The 20,994-nt window shown below is 69.0% G+C and carries 19 protein-coding genes and 6 pseudogenes; 10 read left to right on the top strand and 15 right to left on the bottom strand.

From position 1 onward, the window contains the following. The first annotated feature begins 28 nt into the window (after positions 1-28). Positions 29-1,969: a right-handed parallel beta-helix repeat-containing protein gene (locus tag ACZ56E_RS34675; protein ID WP_471220420.1), complete on the top strand. Its 1,941-nt coding sequence runs from the start codon at positions 29-31 to the stop codon at positions 1,967-1,969. A gap of 67 nt (positions 1,970-2,036) precedes the next feature. On the opposite strand, the gene ACZ56E_RS34670 is transcribed toward ACZ56E_RS34675, so the two are convergent. The 3 genes from ACZ56E_RS34670 to ACZ56E_RS34660 form a co-directional block, all read right to left on the bottom strand. After that, positions 2,037-2,393 carry a nuclear transport factor 2 family protein gene (locus ACZ56E_RS34670; RefSeq protein ID WP_471220417.1) on the bottom strand — a complete coding sequence of 119 codons (357 nt, stop codon included), beginning with the start codon at positions 2,391-2,393 and terminating at the stop codon, positions 2,037-2,039. Then, positions 2,393-2,773, bottom strand: a complete 381-nt coding sequence (locus ACZ56E_RS34665) for a nuclear transport factor 2 family protein (protein ID WP_471220415.1) — start codon at positions 2,771-2,773, stop codon at positions 2,393-2,395. The genes ACZ56E_RS34670 and ACZ56E_RS34665 overlap by 1 nt, the downstream gene beginning before the upstream one ends. A gap of 852 nt (positions 2,774-3,625) precedes the next feature. Further along, positions 3,626-3,808: a hypothetical protein gene (locus ACZ56E_RS34660; RefSeq protein WP_471220694.1), complete on the bottom strand. Its 183-nt coding sequence runs from the start codon at positions 3,806-3,808 to the stop codon at positions 3,626-3,628. Between the two features lie 22 nt (positions 3,809-3,830). Here ACZ56E_RS34660 and ACZ56E_RS34655 point away from each other — a divergent pair. After that, positions 3,831-3,967, top strand: a pseudogene (locus ACZ56E_RS34655) (IS5/IS1182 family transposase); the annotation flags it as partial. Positions 3,968-4,055: 88 nt separating this feature from the next. Then, a complete protein-coding gene (locus tag ACZ56E_RS34650) occupies positions 4,056-4,295 on the top strand; it encodes a hypothetical protein (protein WP_471220414.1) in 240 nt (79 codons plus the stop codon). 112 nt (positions 4,296-4,407) lie between these two features. Here the strand turns inward: ACZ56E_RS34650 and ACZ56E_RS34645 are convergent, their stop codons facing one another. The 7 genes and pseudogenes from ACZ56E_RS34645 to ACZ56E_RS34615 all read right to left on the bottom strand — a co-directional run. After that, on the bottom strand, positions 4,408-5,088 hold the full coding sequence (locus ACZ56E_RS34645) for a hypothetical protein (RefSeq protein WP_471220412.1): 681 nt from the start codon (positions 5,086-5,088) through the stop codon (positions 4,408-4,410). A gap of 301 nt (positions 5,089-5,389) precedes the next feature. Continuing rightward, positions 5,390-5,734 carry a M15 family metallopeptidase domain-containing protein gene (locus ACZ56E_RS34640; RefSeq protein WP_471220410.1) on the bottom strand — a complete coding sequence of 115 codons (345 nt, stop codon included), beginning with the start codon at positions 5,732-5,734 and terminating at the stop codon, positions 5,390-5,392. 108 nt (positions 5,735-5,842) lie between these two features. Next, positions 5,843-6,307, bottom strand: coding sequence for an NUDIX hydrolase (locus tag ACZ56E_RS34635; RefSeq protein ID WP_471220692.1), 465 nt, complete (start codon positions 6,305-6,307; stop codon positions 5,843-5,845). Between the two features lie 230 nt (positions 6,308-6,537). Beyond that, a pseudogene (locus ACZ56E_RS34630) lies at positions 6,538-6,900 on the bottom strand (NUDIX domain-containing protein); the annotation flags it as partial. Positions 6,901-6,986: 86 nt separating this feature from the next. After that, positions 6,987-7,763: a PIG-L deacetylase family protein gene (locus ACZ56E_RS34625; RefSeq protein WP_471220408.1), complete on the bottom strand. Its 777-nt coding sequence runs from the start codon at positions 7,761-7,763 to the stop codon at positions 6,987-6,989. Between the two features lie 66 nt (positions 7,764-7,829). Then, positions 7,830-8,661: pseudogene (locus ACZ56E_RS34620) on the bottom strand (transposase); the annotation flags it as partial. A gap of 219 nt (positions 8,662-8,880) precedes the next feature. Then, positions 8,881-9,518, bottom strand: a pseudogene (locus ACZ56E_RS34615) (Tn3 family transposase); the annotation flags it as partial. 520 nt (positions 9,519-10,038) lie between these two features. Here ACZ56E_RS34615 and ACZ56E_RS34610 point away from each other — a divergent pair. The 6 genes and pseudogenes from ACZ56E_RS34610 (at position 10,039) to ACZ56E_RS34585 (ending at position 16,054) form a co-directional block, all read left to right on the top strand. Continuing rightward, a complete protein-coding gene (locus tag ACZ56E_RS34610) occupies positions 10,039-10,941 on the top strand; it encodes a hypothetical protein (protein ID WP_471220406.1) in 903 nt (300 codons plus the stop codon). A gap of 1 nt (position 10,942) precedes the next feature. Then, positions 10,943-11,623, top strand: a complete 681-nt coding sequence (locus ACZ56E_RS34605; protein WP_471220404.1) for a hypothetical protein — start codon at positions 10,943-10,945, stop codon at positions 11,621-11,623. A gap of 6 nt (positions 11,624-11,629) precedes the next feature. Continuing rightward, a pseudogene (locus tag ACZ56E_RS34600) lies at positions 11,630-11,788 on the top strand (IS110 family transposase); the annotation flags it as partial. A 482-nt stretch (positions 11,789-12,270) separates the two neighbouring features. Beyond that, complete coding sequence (locus tag ACZ56E_RS34595; protein ID WP_471220402.1) at positions 12,271-12,816, top strand: hypothetical protein; 546 nt, start codon at positions 12,271-12,273, stop codon at positions 12,814-12,816. A gap of 14 nt (positions 12,817-12,830) precedes the next feature. Beyond that, positions 12,831-15,629, top strand: a complete 2,799-nt coding sequence (locus tag ACZ56E_RS34590; RefSeq protein WP_471220400.1) for a hypothetical protein — start codon at positions 12,831-12,833, stop codon at positions 15,627-15,629. Positions 15,630-15,724: 95 nt separating this feature from the next. Next, on the top strand, positions 15,725-16,054 hold the full coding sequence (locus tag ACZ56E_RS34585; RefSeq protein ID WP_471220398.1) for a hypothetical protein: 330 nt from the start codon (positions 15,725-15,727) through the stop codon (positions 16,052-16,054). 218 nt (positions 16,055-16,272) lie between these two features. On the opposite strand, the gene ACZ56E_RS34580 is transcribed toward ACZ56E_RS34585, so the two are convergent. Together ACZ56E_RS34580 and ACZ56E_RS34575 are read right to left on the bottom strand one after the other, a co-directional pair. Then, a complete protein-coding gene (locus ACZ56E_RS34580; protein ID WP_471220676.1) occupies positions 16,273-16,617 on the bottom strand; it encodes a hypothetical protein in 345 nt (114 codons plus the stop codon). Beyond that, the gene (locus ACZ56E_RS34575; RefSeq protein WP_471220396.1) at positions 16,617-16,991 is read right to left on the bottom strand and encodes a hypothetical protein; all 375 of its coding nucleotides are present in this window, start codon (positions 16,989-16,991) and stop codon (positions 16,617-16,619) included. Before ACZ56E_RS34575 ends, ACZ56E_RS34580 begins: the two co-directional genes overlap by 1 nt. A 185-nt stretch (positions 16,992-17,176) precedes the next feature. On the opposite strand from ACZ56E_RS34575, the gene ACZ56E_RS34570 reads away from it, so the two are divergent. After that, positions 17,177-17,662, top strand: coding sequence for a hypothetical protein (locus ACZ56E_RS34570; protein WP_471220394.1), 486 nt, complete (start codon positions 17,177-17,179; stop codon positions 17,660-17,662). Here ACZ56E_RS34570 and ACZ56E_RS34565 read toward each other — a convergent pair. From ACZ56E_RS34565 to ACZ56E_RS34555, 3 genes and pseudogenes are all read right to left on the bottom strand, one after another. Continuing rightward, positions 17,655-17,842, bottom strand: a pseudogene (locus ACZ56E_RS34565) (IS110 family transposase); the annotation flags it as partial. The gene ACZ56E_RS34570 and the pseudogene ACZ56E_RS34565 sit on opposite strands and share 8 nt — an antisense overlap. Positions 17,843-18,118: 276 nt before the next feature. Continuing rightward, a complete protein-coding gene (locus ACZ56E_RS34560) occupies positions 18,119-19,492 on the bottom strand; it encodes a carotenoid oxygenase family protein (protein ID WP_471220393.1) in 1,374 nt (457 codons plus the stop codon). Positions 19,493-19,494: 2 nt separating this feature from the next. Then, entirely contained in the window at positions 19,495-20,817 is a 1,323-nt protein-coding gene (locus ACZ56E_RS34555) for an MFS transporter (protein WP_471220391.1), read from the bottom strand. Positions 20,818-20,994: the final 177 nt, after the last annotated feature.

The raw sequence follows: 20,994 nt of genomic DNA, 5'->3' as shown, positions 1-20,994 counted from the left end.
GTAACCCCACGGAACAGAGGAATCATTCATGAGACACAAGCAAGGGAGTCGCCTCCTGGCGGCAGCGCTCGGGGCCGGACTGGCGGCCTCCGTACTCCTCCCCACGGCGGCCGGCGCCGCCGACGGCCCCTCCGGCGGCAACCCGGCGAAGACCTCCGCGCGCACGCAGGCCGACGTACGCGGAGCTGCCCTGCCGTACGTGGAGTACGAGGCGGAGAACGGCACGTACAACGGCACGCTCCTGGAAGCCGAACCTCACCGTCCCTTCGGGCACACCAACTTCGCCACGGAGTCCTCGGGCCGCAAGTCGGTGCGCCTCAACTCCACCGGGCAGTACGTGGAGTTCACCTCGGCCAACAGCACGAACTCGATCGTGGTGCGCAACGCGATACCGGACGCGCCGGGCGGTGGCGGCCAGGAGAAGACGCTGAGTCTGTACGCGAACGGCACGTTCGTGCAGAAGGTGGCGCTGTCGTCGAAGCACAGCTGGTTGTACGGCAACACCGACAGTCCGGAAGGGCTGACCAACCGTCCCGGCGGGGACGCGCGGCGGCTGTTCGACGAGTCGCACGCGCTGCTGAAGAAGTCCTACCCGCAGGGCACCAAGTTCCGGCTGCAACGGGATGCCGGGGACGACGCCGCGTACTACATCATCGACCTGATCGACCTGGAGGAGGTGGCTCCGCCCGCGGCCAAACCGGCTGAGTGTACGTCGATCACCCAGTACGGCGCCGTCCCGGACGACGGGAAGGACGACACCACCGCGATCCAGAACGCGGTGACCGCCGACCAGAAGGGCGACATCGCCTGCGTCTGGATACCGGCGGGACGCTGGCGGCAGGAGAAGAAGATCCTCACCGACGACCCGCACAACCGGGGCGAGTACAACCAGCTGGGCATCCGCGACGTCACGATCCGCGGCGCGGGCATGTGGCACTCCCAGCTCTACACCCTGACCCCGCCGCACGAGGCGGGCGGCATCAACCACCCGCACGAGGGCAACTTCGGCTTCGACATCGACGACAACACCAAGATCTCCGACATCGCCATCTTCGGCTCGGGCACCATCCGCGGCGGAGACGGCAATCATGAGGGCGGAGTGGGCCTCAACGGCCGCTTCGGCAAGAACACCAAGATCAGCAACGTGTGGATCGAGCACGCCAACGTCGGCGCGTGGGTGGGCCGCGACTACAGCAACATTCCCGAGCTGTGGGGGCCGGGCGACGGCCTGGAGTTCAGCGGTATGCGGATCCGCAACACCTACGCGGACGGCGTGAACTTCACCAACGGCACGCGCAATTCCTCGGTCGTCAACTCCTCGTTCCGCAACACCGGTGACGACGCCCTCGCCGTATGGGCCAACCGGTACGTGAAGGACCCGTCGGTGGACATCGGTCACGACAACACCTTCCGCGACAATACGGTCCAGCTGCCGTGGCGTGCCAACGGCATCGCCATCTACGGCGGTTACGGCAACAAGATCGAGAACAACACCGTCTCCGACACGATGAACTACCCCGGCATCATGCTCGCGACGGATCACGACCCGCTGCCCTTCTCCGGGCAGACGTTGATCGCGAACAACGGGCTGTACCGCACAGGCGGCGCGTTCTGGGGAGAGGCGCAGGAGTTCGGCGCCATCACCCTGTTCGCGCAGGGGCAGAACATCCCCGGAGTGACCATCCGCGACACGGTCATCCATGACTCGACGTACGACGGCATCCAGTTCAAGTCGGGCGGCGGCGCCACGCCGGACGTGAAGATCAGCAACGTGAAGATCTCGAAGTCCAACAACGGTGCGGGCATCCGCGCCCACGGTGGGGCACGTGGCAGCGCGACGCTGTCGAACGTGACGATCAGCGGGTCGGCCGACGGCGACATCCTCGTCGAACCCGGTTCGCAGTTCGTGATCAACAAGGTGGCGGCGAAGGCCGCGTCCTCCGCGAAGAAGTCCGGGCAGCGCAAGTAGACACCCTCGGGGAGCGTGAGGGACCCGTCCTGCCGGGCGGGTCCCGTCACCTGCGACGGTCTGCCGGTCAAGCTACCGCGAGCCGACGATGCCGGCGGTGCGCGGTCGTCCAGTGGCGGTTGTCAGGGCACCCAATGTAGCGGCCGAGGACGACGACCCGCTCACCATCGACGACGTAGGTGTCGTCGTGGGTGATCCAGTCGTCCCAGGCGGCGGCCAACTGCTCGAACACGCCGCTGATCACGCCGTCCGGACTGCGGTAGGTGCCCGCCAGCGGGAACCCGTCCGCCTCGATCCACTCCACGTCAGGAGCAACCGAGGTACGCCACAGGTCGAGGTCCCCGGTGGCCGATGCCAGATACTGGCGACGCACCACAGCGGCGGGCGTGTCAGCCGTCTCGGGCGGGAGGGGCGGCGTGGGCATCAGAACATGCCATTGTTGTTGGCCGCGTGAGCGGGAACGTCCTGGATGACGTCCCAGTGCTCGACGACCTTGCCGTCTTCCAAGCGGAAGAAGTCCGCCAGCGCGCGACCAGGGTTGTCGGGTTCGAGGTCGAGGTGGGAGTGGGTGACCACCATGTCGCCTTCGGCGATGATCCGCTTGATGTCCAGACGCAGGTTCGGGTACTCGCTGCGCAGCCAGTTCACGAAGCCGGTGAACGCCTCGGGGCCGTCCTGGGCATCGGGGTTGTGCTGGACGTAGACCGGGCCGAAGTGATCGGCGATGGCCTTGGCCGGATTGCCGCCGAACGCGGTCTGGTAGTAGTCGACGACGACCTGCTTGTTGCGCTCGATGTCAGACATGAAGGGTGTCCGTTTCCGCGAGGGGTTCCCGGAAACCTCGGCCTCGACAAAGAAGATCCGTACGTAGAACCGGGAACCCAGGATTACTCGACTGGGTTCGCCCACGCGTCACAAGCGGCTGCCTGGGCGGGCACGCCGACGCTGGTTCTACTTTCTCTTGCTGCCCCGCACGGATAGGGGGCGTGCAGCGGGATCTGTCGCCATCCGGCGGTGGTCTCCTGTCGCACTCACGACACTACCCAGTCCGTATGCACCACGCCTGCCGCAGAGGGCCCCGCTCAGTGGGCCGAAAGTCCCCTGGCCCCTCCCCGGCCGTCGCGGCAGCCGGTCATTCCGGCTCGGCCCGGCCGATGGGGCCGCCGGGGACTTCTTCAGGGGGCTTGGCTGCCCTGTGCCGGGCCCCACGCCGTGGGCGAGCGCCCCCGGCGCTTTGTCGCCGGCTGGTTACGGTGTGGCGGGCGGGACGGCGCAGGTGTCGTCCGGGCCACATACGGCTCCTGCCGGGGTGGTCTCGACGGGCGGGCGCTCGGCCCAGGCGATGTTCAGCACCTGGGTGAAGGCTTCGACAGGCTGGCCTCCGGAGAGGGCGTAGCGGCGGTCGATGACAGCACTCCGCCTACGGATGGTTCGGCCCCGACAACCTTGACCAGCGCACAGAGAACCGTGTGCCTGGCGAGTTCTTGGTCCACGACCTGATCGCACGAGCCCTGCAAGATCGCCCAAGACAAGTCCTAGTAGGACTTTGTTAGGTGGTGTCGTAGGTCTGCCAGGGTGCGGGTTGGTGACAGGTCGGGCAACGTCCTGACCAGGTGGCCAGCAGATGTTGGAGTTGGGCGAGGGCCTGATAGAGGGTCAGGCCCCGGCAAGGGCTTTTGGGTCGGTGCGCTGTTCGGTCGAGAACAGGTGGGCCGCCGTCACGAGGGTGACGTGGCGGTGCCAGCCGTCCCAGGAACGGCCCTCGGTCGGCTTCGGCCTGTCGGGCGTGACCGTCTTCTGCCGGTTCACCGAGTGGACCGAGGCCCGGGTGTGGGCCAAGCTCCACCGGCTCCACCGCCTGGTCCTGGACGAACCTGGTTCCCAGGGCGGGGTGGACTGGTCGCGGTGTGCAATCGACTCCGTCAGCGTCCGGGCGCTCAAAGGGGGCAGCTGGCGGGACCGAATCCGACCGACCGCGGCAAGAAGGGCCGCAGCCACCGGTAAAAAGGACCAGGCGGCTAAGAATGCACGTAAGGCTGCTCGGAAGAAGCCCGATCAGCCAGCATCGGGACCGACGCTGGTCGAATTGGTTCACCGCCACCTTGGCCAGCAGAGCGAGCCTCGCTCGGCCGCCGAAATCACCACAGCCCTCGCCGAGGCCCATCCCGATCGGAACATCAAGGTCACCGTCGTGCGCACCACGGTAGAGAACCTGGTTGCCAAGGGCCGGGCTGAGCGCACCAAGCAGGGTTCGGCGGTCTTCTACACTGCGGCTTCCCTGGCCGGGGCGGCCGCCGTACCGCATGCAGAGGCGTCCAGCAGCTGAGCCAGCAGACCTCAGTTCCTGACCCCGGCCCAACACCTCGGGGGCGTCAGGCCAGGTCGAGCGCTGTTCCAGGCCCTCATGTGCGTAGCTGGTCCAGGCTCAGTGCGCGCGCCTAGAGCACGTCAGCGAGTGTCAGGGCCAGGGCCAGCAGCCCGAAGGACACCGGTGTCACCGCGAAGACGGCCAACAGCGGCAGGAAGCCGATCAGCCCCGGGCGAATTCTGCGGCCGGCCCGGATCCGGCCCTGCGGGCGGGCCAGTTCCTTGTGCAGGTCGAGGCGTTCAGCGGCGCGGTCCGATACGACCACGGCGGCGCCGGGCGGCCGCGCCATCAGTGCCCGACGAACGAGTGCGTCGACGGTGTCGTCACCGCCCTTGAGCTTGTTCAGGATGAGCCGCACTTCGTGCGTATCCGTCAGGATCAGCCGATCGTCGGTCCGCACCTGGCCTGGCACCTCAAGGCGGCCGATCTTGGTGAGCCGGGCCAGATCGACCGTGCGCCGCCCGGTGAGGGTGCGGGCGGAGAGGAGGTGACCATCGTGCAGTCGGGCGTGCCAGCCCATGTGGGCATAGGCCGCCACCATGCCGCTGATCAACAGCGAGGCCACGTTGAGGAGGAGGAACCCTTCATGAATCAGCTCAGCCCGGACCATAGCCACGGGAACAGCGAACATGACGATGGGCACCAGTACAACGGTGATGTCGGAAGCCAGCCGGGCAGTGCTCCCTTGGCCGGCGCAGGTCGCAGTGGCCTCGGCGGAGTTGGCGGTGAGCCCGCGGGTGTCGATCGTCACGGCCGTGACGGTATCGGCCCTGGCATCGCCCCTTCAAGACTGAATTCGCCCGGGGCTGATCGCTACCGGATCTAGGGGCGGCAGTACTCCGTCAGCCCCGACCGGCCCGACATGAACAGCAGCTTCGTCTACCGGGCGGACGGCCCGATGGCCATCCGGGCCACGAGGCCGACACCGTCGCCCCGTTCCTCCAGGCCCTCGGCGCGTACTGGCGGGTCGCCGCCACACCGCCGACCAGTTTGCTGGCTGGCCTGGCCGGTCACTACGGCTACCAGCGCGACCTGCAGTTCCGCACCTCGTCCTACCTGGAAATCAACTGGTACCTCCGCGACACCGACCGGCTGGCGGCCTGATGGGCCTGGTCGTCGGGCCAGGCCAGGTTGGCCGCGCGGAGCTTGTTTGCGTACTCCTCGAAGTGACGCCGCTGCCGGTCGGGCGGGCTGTAGCCCTCGATGAGGAGCAGGCGCAGCCCGTCGGGCAGGAGCGACTGGGCATGGACGAGCCGATCCAGGACGCCGCGGCACAGATAGGCGTACGAGCCGGTCGTGTCGGCTCTGCGGTCGTCGACCAGCAGGGCTCCCTGTCCGTCGATGAGCGGCTCGCCGCAGTCGGCGACGGGGATGGCCGCCAGGCGCGGGTCGGACATCAGGACGATCTGATCGGGCGCGATGGTGACGTGCAGGCCACAGGGGGCGTGTTCAGGGCGGGTGATGTGTCGCTCATGCGAGTCCTCACTTCGAGATGGGCCGGGGGGCTACAAGGTGGTGAGGTCGGTGGCGTGCGGCAGTTCGGTGAGGGGCTGCCGGGCGGCACGGGTGATCCCGAGCCGTGCGCGGGCCTGGTGGACGGCGGCGAGCTGGTCGGCCGCCGGGAGCCCCCAGTCGAAGAGCTTCAGGGCCTGCTCGGGTGTGGCCAGGGCCCGGATGTGGGTGCGGCCGGTGGCCGGGCCGACGGAGGGCGGGCCGAGGCGGGTGAGGGGCGCGGCGTAGCGGAGGCGGGCGTACGACTTGTCGGGGTCGCAGAGGTGGCCGAGGAACAGCGGCTCGCCGAACTCAGCCGCGGCTCCCTCGCGTACCTCCCGGCGCAGTGTGACGAGGGGGTTGCCGCGGTCTGGGAGTTCAGGGGCGCCGCCCGGCAGGAGAGCCGTGCCGGTGTCCGGTTCGAAAAGCACCAAGACGCGGCCGTCGGGGCCCAGGAGCCAGCCCCCGACCTGGCCCACCGAGAGCTGCTCTGCGGCGGGGTCGGCGTGGAAGGGCAGGTGGTGGCGCGGGCGGTGCGAAGGGCGCCGGCCCGGTCCAGGACGGTTGGGGTGATCGGGAGGCCGTTCTCCAGCAGGGCGGGCCCGGCGGCGTTGATGCGGGCGCGCAGGGCGGACAGGGCCCGGCGGGCGTCGCCGGGGGACATCAGGTCCGGTAGCCGGGCGGGTTCGACGAATTCGATGGACTTGATCTCGCGGTCGGGCAGCCGGATGGCGGCGATCTGCTCGTTGTCCCACGTGCCGCCGTCGTAGACGTGCAGGATCTCGCCGGGAAAGCGCATGCTGGCGGGCGCGTTGAGGCTGTCGGCGCTGACCCAGTCGATGGCGAGCCCTTGGTTGACGGTAGTGGTGACGCCGAGCTCCTCGCGCAGTTCCCGCGCGGCGCCCTGGGCTGGGGGCTCGTTCGCGTCGACGGCGCCGCCCGGCAGGAGGCAGGTCGTGCGGTAGTCGACGTGCTGGATCAGGACCCGGCCGCGCTGGTCGGTGATCAGGACGGATGTATCGGCCCACAAGGCGGCAGAGGCGCGTAGGGCCCCGTACTCCTCGTCGGTCATCATCGTGCTGGGCGGCGCATTAGGGAAGGGCGTGGCGGTCATCTCGTCTCCGATCGTGCGGGCGGAACCATGTGAACAGCGGTCGGTCAGGCGACGAGCCGGTGAGGGTCATCCGGCGCGGGGCCGGGGGTGAGCCGGGTGAAGGACTCGGTGCGGATGATCTCGTCGCGTTTTGCTTCGGGCAGGCGGGCGAGCAGGCCGGGCAGAGGCCGCTCGCGGGCGGCTTCGCTGCGGTGCGCGAGGATCGCCTCCATCTTCACCGCGGCCCACGGGGAGACGTCGACGGTCGTGGTCACGTACGCGTCCGGCACCGCGAGGAGCGTCTTCCCGACGCTCTGAAGGAGCGGGCCGAGCCGGCCCACACCGGATTGCGAGTGCGTGGCCGCGTACAGGGCCGCAGGCTGCCAGGGCTCGCCGGCGTCGGGATACAGGTGCGGCAGGCCGGCGGCCTCGACGGCGAGGAGGGTGATCTGGTGGGCGCGCCGGTGGTCCGGGTGCCCGGTGAGCTGGCCCAGGGCGTCGTGGCCGACGACGATGTCGGGCCGGACCTCACGGATGTGTGCGACCAGGCGGCCGACGGCTTCGTCGAGGGGCGCGCCGACGAGGCGGACGGCGCCGTCGGGGGCCGAGGCGGGGTTGCGGGCATCGGCGTAGCCGAGCAGCCGCGGGGTCCTGGCGCCCAAGATGTTCAGGGCGTCGGCGAGTTCGGGGACTCGGTGGCTCGTCGGGGCCCAGGTGGCGGTGACGACAGAGGTGCGGGCGCCGGCGGCGTGGTGCTGTGCGAGCACACCGCCGGCCAGCAGGCTCTCGTCATCGGGATGGGCGAACACCCCCATCAGCGAAGGCAACGACGGCTGGTTCATGGCGAAGAGGACTCCTCGAAGTGGCGGACGGGGCGAAGAGGTCAGACACCTCACGATGCCAACGCGTCAAGCTGCAGCGGCGAGTTCAGTGGGGAACGCGGTTTGCTCGTCGAACAGTTCGTCGTGCTGCAGGCAGTAGTAGAGCTGGCCGATCATGCGGTTGAAGAGGTTCCTCTGGGCGGCTGCGTGCCAGTCTCCGTGCTCGCGTCGTCGCCGATAGTGGGTGTTGGCCCCGGCGGAAGCTCGGAGCGAGGAGAAGGCCCAGAGATAGCCGGCGTGGTTGAGTCGATCGTTCTTCACCCAGCGGCGGGTGTTGGATTTCTTCTTGCCGGAGGCCCCGGTGATGGGCGAGGAGCCGGCGTAGGCCTTCAAGCCGCGGGCGTCGGCGAAGCAGGTGTGGTCGTCCCCGATCTCAGCGAGAATCCGGGCGGCGAGCTGGATGCCGAGCCCGGGGAAGCTCAGCAGGATCTCGGCGTCCGGGTGCTGGGGGAACGCCTCCTCGACCGCCCTTGCGAGGTCGTCGGCGGCGGTGCAGGCGGCTTCCAGCTGGACGAGGAGGGCGAGCATCTGCTTGCCCAGTGCGTCCTCGACCAGCGGCGGCTGGTGGGCCCACTCGGCGCGGAAGACGTCACGGAGGCGGTCGGCCTCCGCTTCGATGCCGCGCTTGCGGCCGGCCCGCTTCAGGGTGGCCTGGAGCTGGGAACGGGTCAGCCGCGTGGCCCGAGCGGGCGTCGGGGCCGCCCTCAGGAGCGCCGCGGGCCTCAGGACGGCACAGGCCATTGGTCCAGATGGCGAAGGCGTCCAGGGCGGCCGGGTAGTAGTCCCGAAGCAGGGATTGGAGCTGGTTGGCGAGCTGCTGCCGGTTCCACAGCGAGTCCTGCTCCGCCCATGCCACCAAGTCGTGCCGGACCTCTGGAACATCACAAGCCCGCAGATGAGTCGTTGCCACAACCCGTCAACGAAGTTCCACTGCACGCGATACGGCGCACCAGCTACTGACGGCATCGCGTATTGACATGTCGGGAGTTGCCTTCAAGGCGGTGGCGTCCGGGCTACCGCAGACGCGTGGCGCACAGCCCAGCTCGTCGATGCACAAGAGATCGACGCTGTCGCACCGCTACTGACCCTCCGCACCGCTGCACACCTTGTCGTGGCTACGCTGCCCCTGTCCTGCCGCCGCTGATTCGGAACGGTCCTTAGGGGTGGAGGCACGGAAGCCGTACTATCCCCAGACAGTTGAGGTTGGCGTGCTTCAGCGGGGAGATTCGGGCAACGTCCTCGTCCAGGACCTCGTGCTCTCGCTCGTCGGCGGGCAGCCTCCCGCGAGGTCGTGACTGCGGCGTCGAGGTGGCGGGTCGTCCACAGCACTGCGGCGGTGAGGACCAGGCCGAGCTGGTCCTCCTGTCCCTCGCGGTACGCCTGCATGATCTGCCCGCGCTTGCCGTGGCAGATATCCCGGGCCAGCTTGTGGCGGGATTCCTGGACGGTGAGTTGCCGGTTCATCGGCCGGCGGTAGGTGTCATCGACGGGGGTGACCACGCGCAGCAGGTGCAGCGTCTTGGCGATGCGCTCGTACTCGGCGAACGCCTGTCCCAGCGGGGTGGGGCGTCCATCGCGGCCGAACATCCGCAGCAGGTCGTACGCCCTCACTTGGCCGGTCATCAGGGAGCCAGCCACCCGCAGCATGTCCGGCCAGTGCGTGATCACCTTCTTCAGGTTCACCCGGTTGCGTGCCACGGCCTCCAGCGGACCGTAGCCACCGGTCGCTGCCCCGCTTCACCGTGGACCGTCTTCCGGCCATGCGGGACGTCCTGGTGCAGATGCGGGCCGCTCGAACCTCTGCCCGCCATCTCCGCCCAGAAGGCGGCAGCGGCCGCGCAGCAGGGCAAGCACGGGCCGCTCGCATACCTGGCAGCCAGCCGTCTCGGCCGCAAGATCGGGGTACAGGAGCTCAGCCGCTCCGAGCCGTACCAGCAGCTCAAAGAGGATCCCGCACTGCTTCAACTCGCCGCCGAGGTCGGCTTCGCCGGAGCGTGGGCTCGTGATGCCGCTCCGATTCCCCGGGCCGACACCAAGCAGCCGGTGCCCTGGACCACACCGCTGGCCGACGGAGACGTGGAGATCATGGCGGGCTACGTGCTCACGGCCTGCCTCGTGCTGACCTGTGCCCTCAGTGGGATGCGGACCAGCGAGCTGGCCGAAATTGCGGTCGGGGGCCGCTCCAGCAAGCCGACGGCTCCGGGCCGCCGGGGCGCGGTTCCGGCTGGCCAGCCGGGTGAACAAGTGGAAGCCGTTCGGCGGGGTGCCGGACGAGTGGGTGGTCATCGAGGAAGTCGACCTTGCCGTCGCCCTGGCCGAGCGTCTCGTCGGCCGCCCCGCCGGCACCCCTCTATTCGGCGCGGCCTTGATCGGTGACCGGCTGGCCAAGCTGCGCAAGTGGCTGGAGAAGTTTGGTAATCGCGAGCGGTGGGGTCTGCCGCTCATCCCCGCGGGACCGGTCAACGCCCGCATGCTCCGGCGCACGCTGGCGCTGGCCATCGCCGAGCGGCCGGGCGGTCTGCTCGCCGCGAAGATTGCCCTCAAGCACATCTCCGTAGCCACCACGGAGGGCTACGCCGCGCGACCGGGCGGATCACAGCGGCGGTTCCACGCCGAGATCGCGGAGACCGAGGGGAAGGAACATGTCCAGCTCACCGTGCAGGCGTTCCGCGACGTCCAGGCCGGCCGCCTGCCCGCCGGCCCCGGGACGCGGAGCGTGATCGAGGCGTTCGCCCAGGTGGATGCCGAACTGGCCGAAGCGGCCCTGTCCGACCCCAAGGTCCTCACCGACGACGCCCACCTGGAGAACCTGCTGAGCAAGCTGGCCCAGACCCTGCACGTCGGGCCGGCCAACTTCTGCTGGTTCCGTGACCCGGCCAAGGCCCTGTGCCTCCGGCTCGCCGGGACCCCGGAGGCGACGAAGCCGCTGGTGGGTATGTGCGACTCAGCGCGCTGTCCGCAGGCCACGCACCACCCGTGCCACCGACCGGTCTGGGCGGGGCAAGCCGCCTCACTCACCGTATTCATCGAGAGTCCGCGGGTGCCCCGCGGCGAACGGCAACGTCTGATCCCCGAACGTGAGCGGGCCCTGCTCGCGGTCGCCGACCTCGATGCCGCGATGTCGCAAGGGATGGCGTGACGTGCCCCGCTTGAACGCACAGGACAAGGCCAGTAACGAAGCGGCCGTACGGGCCGCCATGGAGCGGATCCTGCGGGGCGACCTCCCGCCTGGCGCCAAGGCCGATCTGAAGACCCTTGCCGAGCTCGCCGGCGTGACCCGCACCGGCTTCTCCCCGAAGCGCAACCGCGACGGCACGAGCCGGCCCGGCGCCTACCAACACCTGGCCGAGGAGTTCACGTCCCGCCTCCAGGCGCTGCAGGACGCGGACGAGATCGTCGACCCGCGCACCTCACAGCTTGAGCGCCTCAAGAAGCAGAACGCCGAGCTGACGGACCGGGTCACCCGACGGGACGCCGAGGTGGCGAAGCTGACCGAGTTCAAGACCCTGGCTATCTCCCGGTTGGCTGCCCAGTACGACGAGATCGAACGGCTGCGCTCACTGCTGACGCAGCAGGCCGAGGCCGGCGACGTGGTCGCCCGTCTGCCTCCGCGCACGCCCGGCGGGGGGCGCGGCGTTCGGGTCCTGCAGCTGATGCAGGCGGCGACACCGAGTTCCTTGAGGGTGCGCTGGACGAAGTCGCGGACGGACGGCTCGCGCCGCCAGGCGGCGAAGGCCGCGTTGAACTCCCGGTCCTTCGCCCGGCTCGACTGGACGCGGGCGAGGATGTCCACAGAGCGGTTGCCGTGCTCGAGTCCATAGTCGTGCCCGGTCTCGAAGGCGTACTACGACCGGAAGAGGAAGGAGGGCAAGGAGTACAAACAGGCTGTCCTTGCCCTCGCCCGGCGTCGCGTCAACGTCCTCTGTGCCATGATCCGGGACCAAACCCTCGACACCGCAGCACCCCGGATCGTCACAGCGGCTTGACCGTCTTCGCCTACTCCATCTCGATGACGACCTGCTCCTGCCACATCTGGGAAAGCTTGCTAAGGGTGGATTCCCAGCCCTCGGCGTTCTTGATCGGCTGAGCGGCCGAGTAGGCACTGGTGTCCTGGCTCAGACACCAGCCGCAAAGTAGCGATCTGCCCCTGGGGGTCAGCTGTCGACGGGCGCCCCTACTTCGGGAAGGTGCTGCGAGGCTCGCCGAGTGGCACCCGGCTGGCCCGCGCACAGGCGCTGACCACGTACTTCCTGTTCCTGGAGCTGCGGCACAAGGTCGAGATCCATCGGATGACCGGGCGGGTCGTCGAGTGCCCACGGGATCAACGTGTTCCGGGGCATGAACTCAGGGCCGGGAGCTGGGTGTCGAGAGACTCGCGATTGTCTGGCACGGGTGTGTGCTGCATCGATAAGGTCGTAGTTCTGACTGCAGGAGACAGGTGGTTGGACCTACGGGGAGGGTGTCATCGATGCAGCAGCGCCAGATGGCCCTGCGTGATGTGGTCGAGGACGGCGTGCAGTTCGCCGTCGAAAGCGGCCATGTTCCCGCAGAGGAGCAACAGATATTGAGCGCACTGCTGACGACAGCGGACGATGCGCGTATCGTTCGGCGGCTGCGGCGGCGGCGCAGGAACGGTGACCCTCTCGGATTCAACCTGGGCGAGGCCGTAGGCGTACTCGGTCCGGCGCTGATGATGGCGCTCGAGGAGAGCTATCGCACGGTGGTAGCGGGCGTTACTGGAGTGCTGCTGGGGACTTGGCTGCAGCGGCTGTTCCGTCGTGAGCCCGTTGTCACGAGTCTGCACGAACTGCCCCGTGAGCGGCTGCGTGCCGTACACGACCTAATGCTGGACAAGCTGGTGGAGGCGGGGATCTCCGACGACACCGCTCGCGTGGTCGCCGAACGCGTCGTCGGGTGTCTGGCGCTCGGAAGGGAAGCCGTAGCGGAGGGCGAGGCAGACACAGCCCGCGGCGACGGCGACGACAGCTCCGACGAGCAGACCAGCAGGACATAGCGGTGCGTCGGGGGTTGGACACCGGCACCACCTTCCGTTTCCTTCTGCTGCTGGCACTCATCTCGGTTTCTACGCTCGGGTCGTTGTTCGAGATGGCGGAACAGAGCCGTGCCCCGGAAGTCGTCAAAGAGCGCCAGTGCCGCATCGCCACCCAGGACAGCGGCGGTTTCGAGCGCTGCCTGGAGGGTCAGGATCTCGTTCTCGGTCTGGTCAGGGAGCAGGCACTGCTTTCCCTGTCCGGTGTCATCGTCGTCGCCCTCCTCATTTACGTGCTGCTGCCTACCTGGAAGTGCCGCAGATCTCGGCTGGTCGACCTGGGTGCATCGTGGGATGGCGGCCAGGCCACGAGCGCCAAGTTGCTGCCGGGCGAGCTCGATGAGCTGTGCACCCTCACCGGCGTGCCCCGCAAACGCGTGCGCTTCATGATCAACCCGTATGACCTGAGTTGCAGTGCGGTGGTATTCGGGCGCTTCGGTCGGCACACCATTGCGCTGAATGCCGGGCTATTGCGCAATTATGCGGCGGCATTGAACAGGCGCGACGGCGCTGCGTCGGTTGCGCGCCGGGGTCCGGATCTCAAGGCGTGCCGGGGCGTGGTGCTGCACGAACTGAACCACGCTGCCAACCACGACGTGGGCCTGACCTATGCCACCATCGCGCTCTGGCGGGCATTTCTGCTCGTGGTCATGGGGCCGGTGCTAGTGTGGTACGTGGCTCCGGTATTCTCCGACACCTCGCGCGGCTTTGAGGAGCCGTTGCAGAATCTGGTGCGCGTCGTCGGTGTGGTCGCGGCTGTCTATATAGCGCGCGCGGACATTCTGCGGCTCCGTGAATATCACGCCGATGTTCTGGAGCCGGGCTGGCGAGGTGACGTGCGAAGCCTGCTGGCCGCGTCCGGTGGCAAAGCGGAGTCGCGCTCGTGGCGCATGCGGCTGCGGGACGAGTCGCGTCGGCTGTGGCACCCGAGCGACGCGGCGCGCCTGCGAATGCTTGCGGAAGACGGCCGCCTGTACCGTACGAACCTGGTGCCCATCGGCCTCGTCGGCATCCTGACCGGCCTGGCCGCCAGCAGACAGAGCAGTCTGGAGGAGTTCGGGCTGGACACCGTCCTGCTGTGGCTGAGCGTGGCCTTGGCGCTGTTGGCAGTGGCCGCGCCGATCTGGCGGGCCGTGATGTATGCGGCGGACAAAGAAGCAGCCCCGCCCCGCGGCTGGCGCGAGGGAGCCGCATTAGGCGTCGGCCTGGTGTGCGGCACCGTGCTCTCCCTCCCTGCCGACGCCGGGGTCTGGCTACCGGACAACTACTGGTTTCTCGGTGTGCTCTTCGCGGGCGCGGTGGTGGCCGGCGTATGGCTTGCCCAGGTGGCCCACCTGGCAACCGACCTGGTGCCCGTCCGCGCGCGGACCGCCGCATTCTGGTCCTGCACGGCAGCGAGCATCGTGACCATCGGTGCGCCGCTGATCGTGTTCTACTTCTGGGGGCCACTACTTCTGGTGAGCCCGCAGCAAGCCGGACAGGGGCTAGGCGCCAGCGGAGTCTTCGCGGACGGTGCGTGGCTGCCCCTCCCGCGCGCCGCAGCGCTGCTGCACCAGAGTTCGCTGCTGCTCTCTCTGGACGCGGCTGCGGTGGCAGGTTCCGTGCTGTTGTGGCTGGTGCCGGCGATTCTCCTGGTCCTGGTACTGCTGCGGCCCCGGGAGCGGGGCCGCCCGCCGGTTCTGCTGCGGATCACGGTCCCGGGCATCGCCGGCGGTGCCGTCGCGCTGGCGTCCGTGGTAGTGATCAACAACTGGTGGCACGAGGAGCTGGTGCGACCTGACGCGGGATCCGCGACCGTCTGGCTCTACCAGGCCTGGTGGGTCGGTGCATTGATCGTTGCTGCGGCATTCGCCGCTCTGCTTGCCGCCTTCGTGCTGCCCAGAACCGCCGTCCCGTACGCGGTACTCTCCGGGGGCCTGGCTGTACTCCTCGGCCTCGTCGGCTGTGGCCTTCTGTGGATGTTCGATGGCTGCGTCGGACCGGCGAACGCCAACTTCTCGGCCTGCCCGGACGATGAAGTGCGTCGGGCGGCGCCGGATATCGTGACGTTCCTGCGCCCCGCACTCGCCGTTCCCGTGCTGGGAGCGCTGGCCGTAGTGGTGGCGGCAGTGGGGGGTCTGGCGGTACGCGATGCCGTATCCAGCTACCAGCGCAGGCTGGCGCGAGAAGTCGGAGCTGCCCCGCGCCGCACCAGCGATGCCCCGGACCGACCTGGTCGCCGGCGTTGGACGGCCTCCGTGGCCCTGGTCACTCTCACCGCCGTGCTGATATCCCTCACTGCCCTGGGCACGGACGACTCCGGTTCCGAGCGCGACTCGGCCGGCAGCCCGTCCACACAGCAGACTTCTGCCGCACAGGTCGCCGGCTGGTACTACGCGGGCGGCTTCGACATCTACGCCAGGATGGGCATCGATTCCTCGTATCTGGTCCTGCTCGCAGGCCACTGGGCCAAGCTTCCCAAACTGACCGAGAAGACGACAGCAGGGCAGACTGTCGCGATCTACCGCACGCACTTCCGCGTCTTGAGAGACGCCGCCCGGGTCTGCCGCAGACTGGCCGCCACTGTGGAGCGCGCCGAGCGCTTCATTCCCATACCTGACCGCAGGGCGCAGGTGAAGTGGACAGCCATCTCTTCCGATGTCCGCGGCATGAGCCAAAGGTGCAGCAAAGGCCTTGAGGATGGCGACGTATCGCTCTACGACATCTCAGATGAGTCCAGCAAATTGGACTTCGATTCCCTGGATGACCTCTTCAGACGGATCGGTGTCGCGGAATGAAGAATCTCAGGCTTCGCCTTGTGTGCGCTACAGCTGCGCTCACGGTCGGACTGGGTGCGTGCTCTCCCACCCCCAAGCAGCCTTCATTGCCGAAGGTGAAGACGCCTACGGCGACCGCCACCATATCGGCGCTGCCGACGCCCTCCGACTACATGGAGTTTCTGTGCACCAGGTACCTCATGGAGTGGCAGCCATGGATGTACGGGGAGAAGGTGACGTACGCCATGAATCTCACCCTCAAAGACCTTGCCCGCCCCGGTTCGAAGTACCGCAAGCAGGCGCGTGAGTTGAAGGACGCTCTCGAGTTCGCGGAGATCGAGATCGAGGACCCGGGCCTGCGCCGGGATGTGGAGGGCCTCGTCAGGCTGCGACTCGTGGTAGCCATAGGCGACTTGAATGACGCTTGCATGACGGAGACGCAGTAGCGGCGGGATGTGACGACCTGTATGCGGAGCTTTGGCCTGGATCAGGCCAGGGCAACTGCCCGGGCCGGAGGACGACGTCGCAGGGCTCGGGTACGGGCGTGGTAGGGGCTGCGGACCGGGTCTGCGACATCCCGTGTGTTCCTCTGAGCCCTGCTGAGTCCTTGCCCCCGTGGCCAGGGTGTTTCTGTCTCCTTGGCCCTCGACCTGCCCCTGGGGGGTCAGCTGTCGACGGGCGCCGCTGCCGGGGTGAGGGTCATGTGTACGACGCTGACGGACACTTTGACGGCGGCGGCGATCTGGCGGATTGAGTGGCCTTCGGCTCGGCGGGCGAGGATCACGCGGCGCTTGTCGTCGTCGACGACGGGGCGTCGGCCGCCGACGCGGCCGTGTGCGCGGGCGGAGTCGAGGCCGTTCTTCGTCTTCTTCAGGATGTCGCGGCGCCGGTCTTCGGAAAGGGCGAGGGCCAGGTCGAGGATGAGCGAGCGTTCGGTGTGCTCGCCGGTGGCGATGCCGTCCAGCACCTTGACCGAGATGCTGCGTTGGAAGAGGTCGTTGAGGACGATCAGCCCTTCGAGGAGGTTGCGGCCGAGGCGGTCGACTTCCTGGACGGTGCTGTGAGCAGGGAGTCCAGGCCCACCGCGCCCGGGTCGCGCTTGAGCGCGGCCAGCAGGGCGGTACCCGCCTCGTTGTCCTCGGCCACCAAGGACAGAAGCCGGGCCGTGCACGCCTCGCCGAGGCGGTCGATCGTGCGGGCGCAGAACGTCTTCTCCCACTTGCCCCGCGGCGCGACGAGTACCTTCTCGACCCGGGTACGGCCCGGCGGCTCGATCTTCCGGGCCCGGCACTCGACCAGCAGGGCCCCGCGCTGCCGGTCCTCCACCAGCTTGACCGGACAGACCTCCGCGGCCAGCCACTCGGCCAGCGCCCTCTCGTCCACGACCGTTGAGGGCCGAAAGCCCAGGGCCTCACGGATCTGCTTGCGGTGGTACTCAGCAGTCCGGTCGCCGCGCGCCAGCCAGAACTGCCCAGCGCCACTGCCTTCGCCCGCCGCACCGCCCCGTGCTCAGAACCCCTCTCGGAACCCGGGGTGCATTGGGTCGGCGAGCCGGGCAGCATGGCGGCGTGGCTGATCTGCTGTGGGATGACGTGAGTTCCTTCTTCGATCCGGACTTGATGGGGTTGTTGCCGGGCGTGCGTGTCCCGGATGCCTCGGTTGAGGCCTGGCAGGCGGTTCTCGACCTTGTCGCGGAGAAGGGCTGGAAGTGCCAGTACTCCGAGGGCGAGACGGTGCTTCCGGTGCCTCGGGCAGAGGCCGTTCTGTCCCGCCCGGCGGATGCAGAGTGCCCGGACCTGCAGGTCTGGCCGACTGCCGATGTGTTGGCGATCTTCCGTTTTCATGCCGACGATGAAGTTGACTTCGACGTCGACCTGCGGGAGTTGCAGGGCCAGGGTCGACTTGATGTGCTCTGCGGCTTCCTCCGGGAGATCGGGCGGCGGCTGGGCAAGCCTGTGCTGATGGACCCGGAAGGCGACTATGGCCATCCGGTGCTCGGCTTCGATGTCGAGGCCGATCGAGTCGTTCTCCTTGCAGACCCGCAGGTCAGATGACTGCGGCCGACGACTGCGGTTCGTAGAAGGTGCCGGGAGCATTGCGAACAGCACGTCGGCCCGGCGTCTGGCGAGGCAGAGCAGGGCTTGGGTGTGGTGCTTGCCCTGGGCGATCTTCTTGTCGTAGTAGGCCCGCGATGCCGGGCCGCCCAGGGCGGCGAACGCAGAGAGGAAGAAGGCTGCCCGTCCGTTCGGATCGAGGGCCGAATGGTCGGTCGCGGGGGAGTGTTCGTGGGTCTGTGTGCGAAGTGGACAGGGCCAGTTGTTGTACTGGCCGTCCTGCCGACGTGGCTTCTCACCGACCTGCCACGCCCCGACCGGACCGAGTCGCGCGCAGCAGCCGCCCAGCGTCGCGGTCGTGGTGGGGCCCGGACCGTCGCTGCGGGGGAATGAGCGGCGGTCCGGGCGGTCGGGGTCCGGCGCGGGTGACCGGTCGGACGGGCTGTCAGGCGCCGGTCAGGCGGGCTGCTCGGTGTCGGGGATCCAGTGGCCGTGGATGCCCGCGGGCACCCGGCGCGGGAGTTCGACGGCGGCCACGGTGCTGAGGTCTCCCGCGTCCAGGACGAGCAGCTCGGAGGTGTCGGCGGCGAGGTCGCTGACGATGGTGAGCAGGTATCCGTCGTCCTCCGCGGTGCCGCCCGCGGCGGGGGCGAAGACAGCCTCGCCCGGCATTCGGCCCTCGCCGTGCGCCAGCAGCCGCTCCCGGCCGGTTCGGGTGTCGAACTTGACGGTGTGGTAGCCGGAGAGGCCCGCGCCGGGGAAGGCGATCGCGTAGCTGTAGCGGTAGTCGCTGCCGGTGCGGGCGTCGTTGATCGACGGGAACTCGGTGACCAGGCCGTTGAGGGGCTCGGAGGTGACCGTGCCGGTGGCCGGGTCGATGACCCACCGCCGGAACGTGGACCCGGTGGCCGGGCTGCTGCCGAACCCGGGGGCGCCGACCCACCACTTCCAGGAACTCTCCCAGGCCGACCGGTCGAAGCCGGGCGCTTCGAGGACGATCCGGCCGCGTGCGTCGGTGTAGGCGTTGGCCACGTGGAGCAGGGCCGCCTGGTCGGGCACCTCGAACCAGCGGGCCGGCCCTCCGGCGCGCGGCACCACGCCGAGGCGCAGCGGGACGTCGTCGTGCCAGCGGTAGGGGATGCCGGAGTGTTCCGCATGGTCGAAGACGACGGGTGAGTCGATGAAGACGACGTGTTCGCGGGTGAGGGCGAAGTCGTGCATGAGGGAGGGGCCGGCGCCTTCGACGACCTCCGAGCGGATGACGGCGCCGGAGGCGTCGGCCACGTAGTAGGTCAGGTGGGGCGGGAAGGGGCCGTAGCCGAAGAAGTGCAGCTCGCCGGTGACCGGGTCCTCCTTGGGGTGGGCGGTCATCGCGCCGGTGAGCTTCCCTCCGAAGTCGTGGACGCCGATCGTGTCCAGCTCCGCGCTGACCTCGTAGGGCAGGTTGGCCTCCTGGAGGGCCAGGTAGCGTCCGCCGTGGAAGATGATGTTGGTGGCCGCGGCGCTGACGTCGAGTTCGGTTCCGGTGAACGGTACTCCGTCCAGGAAGGGGGTGCGCACCCAGCGGTTGCGGTACCACTCGGCGCGGCCGTCCCTGAGGCGAATGCCGTGGATCATTCCTTCGCCCCTGAACCAGTGGCTGGGGGTGATGCCCGGCTTGGGGTTGTGGCCGTTGCGGAAGTATCGGCCCTTCAGTTCGGGCGGAAGGGCGCCGCGTACCTTCAGGTCGTGTCCGGTGATCTCGTCGATCACGGGGGTGAAGTGGCCGGTGATGTACGCCTTGTCGAGGTCCGCGGTCGTGGTCGTAGTCGTGGAGAGGGACGTGGTCATGGTCAGGCCTTTCGCGTGGGCTGCGCCGTGAGGGCGGAGAGGAGGGAGATCACGAGGGTCAGGGCGGCGCAGGCGAGGAAGGCCGCGCCGTAGGAGGGGAGCAGGGTCAGGAAGGACAGGCCGACGGCGCCGCCGATCTGCCGGGTGGCGTTGACCAGGCCGCCGGCCAGGCCGTTGTCCGAAGCGGCGACGCCCGCCGAGGACAGTGCGGTGAGCCGTACGAAGGCCACTCCGAGCCCGGTGCCTATCAGGAGGGTGGGGCCGAGCAGGTCCGCGGGGAACCCGCCGTCGGCCGGTGTCCGCGACAGCCAGGCCAGTCCGGCCGCGAGGACCAGCAGGCCCAGGGGCAGTACCCGCCGGCCGGAGAGCCTGCCGGTGGCCCACGAGGACAGGCTGGTCATGAGGGCGAGGGGCAGTTGGGTCAGCCCCGCCTCCAGGGGCGAGTATCCGAGGACGCGCTGCTGGTAGAGGGGGAGGAAGTAGAAGAGGCCGAGCCAGACCGCGCCGAGCAGGGCCATCAGGACACCGGGCAGCGCCACCGCCTTCATGCGGGCCGGCACCAGGGGTGCGGGCGATCGGCGCTGAAGGGCCGCGAACACCCCGAGCAGTGCCAGTCCGGCCAGGGCGATCGGCCATGGGCCCGACAGGCCGTAGGCGAGGGCGACCAGACCCGCCGTCACCGTGACCGCGCCGGGTGCGTCCAGGCTTCCGCCGCGCGGCCGATCGGCTCGGACGAGCATCCGTGTCGCCACCAGTACGGCCAGGGCGAGGGGCACCATGACCGCGAACACCGCACGCCACCCGTACAGCCCGGTGAGCACTCCGCCGAGCAGGACGCCGGCCGCCCCGCCCGCCCCGGAGACGGCCCCCCACACGCCGAGTGCGGTGTTACGTGCCCTGCCGCTCGGATGGAGGGTCAGGACAAGGGCCAGGGAGGTGGGAGCCAACAGCGCGGCGCCGATCCCCTGCACCGCCCGGGAGGCGATCAGCACAGCCGCCGAGGGCGCCAGGGCGGCCCCGAGGGAGGAGAGGGCGAACAGGGCGGTGCCGGTGAGGAACACCCGGCGGAGCCCGTGGACGTCCCCCGCTCGCCCGCCGACCAGCAGCAGCGCGCCGAAGGAGAGGACGTAGGCGTTGACCGTCCAGGCCTGGCCCGTCTCCGACAGCCCGAGCCCGCTCCGGATGTCCGGGAGGGCGACGTTCACGATCGAGGCGCTCAGGACGACCAGGAACTGGGCGGTGGCCAGGACCGCCAGCGGTGTCCGGCCGGTGGCGGTCCGCGGTGCCGGGCCGGTACCGGCCGGTAGCGGTGCGGTGCGTTTCATGGCCCCAGCTTCGCGACCGGAGCGGGTCGTTCGCGTCGGTGGTCATCACCTATACGTAGGCCGGATCTCGATCCCGTAGGCAGCCGCCGTGGGCAGGGCGGGGGGCGTGGGCAAGGGCGTGGGCGGGGCGGGGGATGGGCGGGGGTGTGGACAGGGGCGAGGGTGCGGTGCCTGGGG

The sequence above is a fragment of the Streptomyces sp. NPDC039480 genome, from assembly GCF_055597165.1.
This window is presented reverse-complemented; position numbering and strand designations above follow the sequence as displayed.

Coding starts and splice junctions, on each gene's coding strand:
- ACZ56E_RS34675 (WP_471220420.1), top strand. CDS start 29: ATGAGACACAAGCAAGGGAGTCGCCTCCTGGCGGCAGCGCTCGGGGCC.
- ACZ56E_RS34670 (WP_471220417.1), bottom strand. CDS start 2,393: ATGCCCACGCCGCCCCTCCCGCCCGAGACGGCTGACACGCCCGCCGCT.
- ACZ56E_RS34665 (WP_471220415.1), bottom strand. CDS start 2,773: ATGTCTGACATCGAGCGCAACAAGCAGGTCGTCGTCGACTACTACCAG.
- ACZ56E_RS34640 (WP_471220410.1), bottom strand. CDS start 5,734: ATGTCCGACCCGCGCCTGGCGGCCATCCCCGTCGCCGACTGCGGCGAG.
- ACZ56E_RS34625 (WP_471220408.1), bottom strand. CDS start 7,763: ATGAACCAGCCGTCGTTGCCTTCGCTGATGGGGGTGTTCGCCCATCCC.
- ACZ56E_RS34595 (WP_471220402.1), top strand. CDS start 12,271: ATGCAGCAGCGCCAGATGGCCCTGCGTGATGTGGTCGAGGACGGCGTG.
- ACZ56E_RS34560 (WP_471220393.1), bottom strand. CDS start 19,492: ATGACCACGTCCCTCTCCACGACTACGACCACGACCGCGGACCTCGAC.
- ACZ56E_RS34555 (WP_471220391.1), bottom strand. CDS start 20,817: ATGAAACGCACCGCACCGCTACCGGCCGGTACCGGCCCGGCACCGCGG.